The sequence below is a fragment of the Clostridium sp. RTP31139st1_H3_RTP31139_211217 genome (genome assembly GCF_040227035.1).
Classification (GTDB): Bacteria; Bacillota; Clostridia; order Clostridiales; family Clostridiaceae; genus Clostridium; species Clostridium saudiense.
The window spans coordinates 161,208-168,349 of record NZ_JBCOAB010000003.1; the positions used below are offsets into that span (position 1 = coordinate 161,208).

Sequence of the window (7,142 nt, forward strand, 5' to 3'; positions counted from 1 at the left end):
TATGGGATTTAGACTTAAAACATCAAAAAAGACAAAAGAAATATTTGAAGAAATAGGTGCTAGTAGTAACCTTAAGCCATTTGCTCTATCAAAGATTGCTATTGCATTATCTTTAAAAGATACTAATTCAATTGATTTATATGGAGAAACTGATACAAATGGATTAGAATTACAAAGATCAACTGTTACTGGTGAGTTTGATAATGTATATAAATCTTTAATGGAAGTTAATTTAAATAAACATTTAACTGATGATGAATATTATCCTTTATATACAAAAAAACATATAGATAAAGGTGCTGAAATACTTCAAAACCTTTATAAATATTCAGGTGGTAATTTAGAGAAATTCCTAAGAACAATTACTCAAAAAGGAGATGCATCTATATGATATATTTAGATAATAGTGCCACTACTCCTGTTGATCCTGAGGTTTTGGAAGCTATGCTTCCTTACCTTAAAGAAGAGTTTGGTAATCCTTCTAGTAGACACTATACATTAGCAGTAAATGCAGAAAAAGCAGTTGAAAAGGCTAGATCACAAGTTGCTGCTCTTATTAATGCAAAACCTAATGAAATAATATTTACTAGTGGCGCTTCTGAAAGTAATAACTTTATTATTAAAGGTGTTGCTGATTATATGAAGTACTATGAAGAAAAAGGTAATCATATTATAACTTCTACAGTCGAACATAAATCAGTATTGCAAACTTGTAAATTCTTAAATGGTGAAGTATTTAATAATAATCCAACTAAATCTGTAGCAAGTAGATTTATAAAAAAACAAGCTGTAAAAAAAATAGACAGAGGTTTTGAAGTAGACTTTTTGCCAGTTAATGAGTATGCACAAGTAAATGCTGAATTATTTGAAAAAACTATTAAAGATAATACTATTTTAGCTTCTTTTATTTATGGTAATAATGAAATTGGATCATTAAATGATATTAATCTACTTAGCAAAATAGCTAAAGAAAAAAATATATTATTTCATACAGATGCCACACAAGTATTAGGTAAAATCGACATTGATGTTAATACTCTACCAGTAGATTTCATGTCATTTTCAGCGCATAAATTATATGCTCCTAAAGGTGTAGGTGCTGCATATATAAGACAAAATGGATTAACTAATTATAAACTAACTTCTTTAATTCATGGTGGTCAACAAGAATCTGGATATAGAGCTGGAACTCATGGAGTTCATAATATAGTTGGATTTGGTAAGGCTTGTGAAATTGCTAAGAGAGATATGAATGAATATATTAAGAAAATAGCACAACTTGAAGTTGAATCTAAAAAAATGATATTAGCTAAATATCCTGGAACTGAGTTTTTAGGTGATCCAGTTAATAAAATTCCTGGAGTTATTGGAATGTTGATTCCTGGTATAGTTAATGAAATGTTTATTAAAGATTTAGGTGATAAAGTGGCTATTTCTGCAGGATCTGCTTGTGGAATTAGTGAACCCTCTTATGTAATAGATGAATTAGGTTATAAAAACAAAACCTCAAGCTTTATTAGACTAAGTATATCTAAAAATACAGTATTATCTGATATTTTAATATAATAATAGTTAATAAAAAAATCTACCTTTAGGGTAGATTTTTTTATTAGCTTGAAAATACTAAGAAACAAATATAATTCTATGGTATATAATGAATGTTAACTCTTGATTATTTAACTAACTCCCAAAAGGCCTTATCTTTCATAAATATAGGTCTATCAGTATCTCCCATCTTAACCAAACTATAATGCTTACTTAAACTCTTAATCTTATTACAAATTATTTCTTGATCACTCTTAGCTTGAGCATTAAAGATATATTTTGCATCCTTTGGATTAATTTCAGCAACATTATGAACTATCCAAGTTAGAATATAATTAGCATAATCATTTTCCCCTGTTGAGAAATGACTTAATAATTGAGTTGAAAGTATAGTTCCTACTCCAAACTCTCTTCCTTCCTTAAGTATCTTCTTTAAAGTTTCAAAATCCTTACTTAAGAAATTATCAGCTTCATCAACTAATATCATCTTATTTAACTGTCTTAGATTTCCTTGTACTCCACTATGGCCATAAGCTTGCATTTGTGAATAGAATAAATCTAATGTAATTGCGACAACTAAGTTTTGGATATCTGGATCATATCCTGATAAATCTATTACTGTAACTCCATCAATTAATTCAAATAAACTCTTTGTTTGATGTGGATCTGGTTCAAAGATCTCAAAGTCTATTAAGTTACTAAATGCAGCATAAAGACTATCCTCTTTTAAATCTTCTCTATTTACATATATATCATAAACATCTTTTAATGTAGGAGCTGGTTTTTCCCATGTTTCTGGTTTGTTTTTAATTATTCCCCTCTTCTCATAAGCCTCCATTATTAAATCTCTTAACAATGTTTCCTGCTTAATTCCAAGTCCAAAGGCTTTAGCTAATGTAACTTTTAAACTATTAGCTGTGTGAAGTGGCAACATTGGCTTAGAGTTCTTCGCTTTTATAACTGATAAAGGATTAAATGGCAAATGATACAATTCATATACATTTGCATTCGTAGCTTCTATAAAATCTGTTTTAGAATTATTATAATCACCTTTATAGTCAAAGATTAATATTCCAACATTTTTTCCATCAACATTATATTTTGACTCTCTATGAATTTGAGTAATCATTGATTTAGTAAATTGGGTCTTTCCAGTTCCCATTGTTCCTATAATACCAGTATTAGTATGGAATACTTTATCTGTATCATTTGGATACCAATAAACTTCTTTATTATTTTTTTCATTAACTCCAAATAATATCTGCATATTTCTTTCTTCTTTTATATTTGATATATATTGATCTCCAACTTCACCTACTGTTTGAACTTCTGGATTATGCGTTGATGTTTTATCTGGTAATAGTTCTTCTGGTGTACATATATTAATATCATCTGAATCATCAGCAATTTCTTTAATATCATTACCATCAACTACTGTTGTTGATTCTGTACCAACTACTTCTACTCCATCAACAATTTCTCTAATTTCCTTAACACTCTTAGTTATAAAATTAATCCCTTCTTCTTCAGACATTTCTATTACCATAACTTCATCTTCTAATCTAATATCATTAAAAGTTACACCCTTTTTAAATGATATAACTGCAGCCTCCCCAATTGAATTATCAAAAGAACTGCTTATTTCATACTCTTCATTAAGTAATCTTCTTCTTAAATCAGAATCAATTACTTTAATCCAGTTTTCTTCATCACAAACATTATATAAATTTAACTTTTCTGCACTAGTTATAACTAATTGCATTAAGAAGTTTCTGTAAACTTTTTGAGTGCTTGTCAAATCACCATTTTCATCTGGTAATAGTGTCTCGTTAAATATCTTTTTAGTTGATTTTGCTTGTTCAATTCCCTTTTGTATATATGTTGAATTATTTTCTCCTATCTTAACTTCTATAGGATAATAATGAACAAAAACCTCATTGTTTACTGTTTCAATCCCAACGAGTAAAATATCATCACTAGTTACTCCAGTATCAAATCCTAAGTTTTTAGCAGAAAAGAATCCTTCACTTTGTTTTAATCCTGCTCCTCCAGATACCCTTAATACCTCTTCTAATGATATAGGAACCCAAATAATATTATCTTTTTTAAATTCAGCTAATGCTAATTTTATTGCAGAAAGAATGCTTATTTTTTCTTTAGGAAAATGAGATTTACTTGATAACAGCCTTAAAAGCCAATCTCCATTAACAGCATTAAACATATTTATTACTGCTGGTGAATAATCATGTGCATTTTTTATTCCTTTTTTAGTTAAGAATTCTTCTATAACTCTTTGATAAGGACCAGATTTTCTTGTAACAGTTATAGCATCATATCCCCCCGCCGTAGTATATTGATCGCTATAATGAATAATAAGCAAATCTTTAGCCTTAGGATCATTTTTAAAGAAGTTTAAATCAACTTTTGGATCGATAAATGTAATCCAGTGACTTGCATCATATATTTTATCTAAAACTGTTTTACTATTATTAGGGACTGATATAGCCTTACATTGATTACTATTAAATGGTTCACCTGCTGAACAAGCATTAACAGCATTTAACTTTATAGCTATGTTCATTACCTTATTATCTGTATTCGTATATTTCGTACCAAATCCCGTTCTATATGAATCTCCTAGAAATACTGATGGCACCCCCGAAATCATCCCATTTAATATTATTCCTGATGGTATATCATCCATATTTGAAGTAACCTTCTTAGCTTCATTATTCATTTCTAAGAAAGTTATATGTGCATATTCTATTCCATCTTCTACTTTTTTTGTATAGAAATGTACCTTTTCTCTATAAAGATTTAATACATCTTCCTCCGACATATGATCAACCTTTAAATCTAAGTTATAAATTTCTTTTAAACTATTAATATTTTCATTAAATGCTACTTCTTCAAATGCATTAGTTATGTTCTTATTCGAATATATAAATAAATCTATCGGTAATACTTCTTTAGTCTTATCACTCTTAAGTTGCTTAACATAATACTTAAATATACCTTGAAGTATTTCTTTACTATCCCCTGTGTTAATTAAATTAATTCTTATAGGAGCATTATTACCCATTTCAAACATATATTTAAAATGACCTACAAATTCTTCTAACTTTTCATTAACTAACTTAGATACAAAATCCCTAGAACTCTTGTATCTTGGAAGACTTTCATCTACATAATACTTCCATTCAGGCGTATGCTGTTGTTCCATAGGTATATATAACTTATCATTTTCATCAACTATATATGGTAAAAGATATGTTGAAGTAAATTTCTTTAATACTTCGTCAGAAATAGTCTCATCATCAATACAATTAATTAAGTGTAGTTGATATGCTATATTTAATGGATGTAAAGATGTAAATATTAACTCCCTATCTTCAACTTCTCTTTTTATTGTTCCAATCTTAAATAAATTCTTTTCAGATTGAGTTAAATAGGAACCTTCTTCAATATTATTTAATGATTTTATATATGCACCTATAAACTCTTCATATAACTTCTTTAAGTCATCATTTAAATAAGTTAAACTTGGTAGCTTTTTAGAAATTTTATAATATTCTAATATGTTACAATAAGTCTTTTTCACTTCACTATTTAAATCTAAATCAACAGCTTCAAGTCCATCTGTTGTATCAAGAAAACTTAAACCTTCATTCTCAATTATTTGTTTTTCTAGATTTAAATTTTTTCTAAATTCATCTCTAGCAAAGTATTCCCTAGTACCATGTTGTAATTTATTATCTCCTATCAACTTAAAGTCACTGTTTTTTTCTCTTTTTAACTTCCAAACTTTAAATCCTTCTATAGGAACTATTTTTTCTGTAGTTCCCACTATACCAATTGGAACCAATTCATTTCCTATTTTTAAGTTAAATTTAGCTAAATCACTATCATTTTCATATTCAAAGTTTTCACTTATTTTAACTGTTAGTTTTTCATCACTTTCAATACTTATAACATCATTATTAGAATCTAGCTCATAGTTAGTTACGTTTCCTTCAGCAAACTCATTAAATGTTACAGAAGAATCATTAGTATTAATTGATATATATTGTTCTTTCTTTTTAATTACCAATGAAAATCTAGATTTTATACTTTCTAGATATTTTTCATTACATTTAAGCATAACAATTTTAAATTCAAATTTTACTTTTTCATCCTTATAAATAACTTTATAAAAATTAGATTTTCCCTCTACATCTTTTATTGTTACCTTTAATTTTCGTCCTGAAGTTGAGGCTTCAACTTGTCCTTCAACCTTGTAAATATACTCTTTCTTTAAATAATCATCAAAAGAAAACTCTAAATCTACAGATTCAGCTTTAGTCTCATTAAATACTATTATATTTCTTATTCTTGATTTTGCTTTTGATGTTCCCTCTTCTTTATCCCACTCATGAGAAGCGGATAAATATTCTAAAGGTTTAATTAGCTTCTTTTCATCAACGGACCTCTTAACTTCTTTATATTCGACATCTTTCCATTCGCTAACCTTAAGCTTCTCTATACCTTTCTCCTCAAAGTATTTTTCTAATTGAGTTTCAGGTGTTCCATAATTGTGTATTTCATCTACTCTATTAAAATATAAAGCATTATCTTTTATTCTATTTTTTAACTCTTTCCCTTCAAATTCACTTAACTTGCTATCATAAAATAACCCAAAATCTTTATATTGCTCTTTATTAATACAGCCTTTATTTAAAATATCTAAAACTTCTCTATACTCAAATATAGAATTGTTGTCCTGAAACAGAACATTCTTCTTTCTCTCTAAATCCATATTAATAATTGCTTTATCTACATCTGTAAATGAAGAACCTTCTAACTCTGACTTAATATCTTTTTGTATAGAATCTATATGAAAAGGCATTCCTTCTTTTGCAAAAGATTCTGTCCCTCCCATAATACTATCTAAAGTAGTATTATGAATAAATAAAATAGCTTTTCTTTCATATCCCGATTCCATACCAACCATATTTCTTAATCTAGTTAAAAAATCAGGTTGAACATCATCTATGGTTGCTGATATTATTAATTGCACTCCATTAAAGTCTAATTCATAAGATTTATATTTCACTTCTCCTTTGGGATCTTTATACTCATAATCCCTATAATAAGTATTTTCTTTTAACTTCTCGTATAATTCTCTTACTTCTTCTTCTTTTTCAAATTGAATATTATACTTTGACCCTGGAGTTAAAGGATTAATTCTAAAAAACTCTATTATTTTTTCTGCTAAATAACTATAAAACTGATCTGACATATTGTGCATCCCCACTATCTGATTTCTTTTCTAATAAATTTAACTTTTCATATAACTGTACAATCTTTGTTTTTGAATCTCTATCAAAAAATATACCTCTTAATTCAAATTCATCAAACAATTTGTTAAGTTTCATTTTTTCATTGTTATTAATACATATTTTAGTCATTAAGATAATATCATCTTCTGTCATATTTAAATTATATCCTAATTGACCTCTTCTCTTTGCAAAGTTATTATATGATAAATTACAATATCAAGTGCAACACTAATTAATTGCAAAAAAAATAACCCATACGGGTACGTTCATGTTAAAGTA

4 protein-coding genes are annotated in these 7,142 nt (G+C 27.5%); 2 read left to right on the forward strand and 2 right to left on the reverse strand.

The genetic code is table 11. The annotated features are described in order from the left end of the window. Position 1 precedes the first annotated feature (1 nt). Together ABUA17_RS02780 and ABUA17_RS02785 are read left to right on the forward strand one after the other, a co-directional pair. Complete coding sequence (locus ABUA17_RS02780; RefSeq protein WP_055291305.1) at positions 2 to 391, forward strand: DndE family protein; 390 nt, start codon at positions 2 to 4, stop codon at positions 389 to 391. After that, positions 388 to 1,566 carry a cysteine desulfurase family protein gene (locus ABUA17_RS02785; protein WP_195952398.1) on the forward strand — a complete coding sequence of 393 codons (1,179 nt, stop codon included), beginning with the start codon at positions 388 to 390 and terminating at the stop codon, positions 1,564 to 1,566. Before ABUA17_RS02780 ends, ABUA17_RS02785 begins: the two co-directional genes overlap by 4 nt. A gap of 106 nt (positions 1,567 to 1,672) precedes the next feature. Here the strand turns inward: ABUA17_RS02785 and dptH are convergent, their stop codons facing one another. Beyond that, positions 1,673 to 6,823: a DNA phosphorothioation-dependent restriction protein DptH gene (dptH, locus tag ABUA17_RS02790; protein ID WP_195952397.1), complete on the reverse strand. Its 5,151-nt coding sequence runs from the start codon at positions 6,821 to 6,823 to the stop codon at positions 1,673 to 1,675. Further along, positions 6,804 to 7,016, reverse strand: a complete 213-nt coding sequence (dptG, locus tag ABUA17_RS02795) for a DNA phosphorothioation-dependent restriction protein DptG (RefSeq protein ID WP_349818031.1) — start codon at positions 7,014 to 7,016, stop codon at positions 6,804 to 6,806. The genes dptH and dptG overlap by 20 nt, the downstream gene beginning before the upstream one ends. Between the last annotated feature and the right edge of the window lie 126 nt (positions 7,017 to 7,142).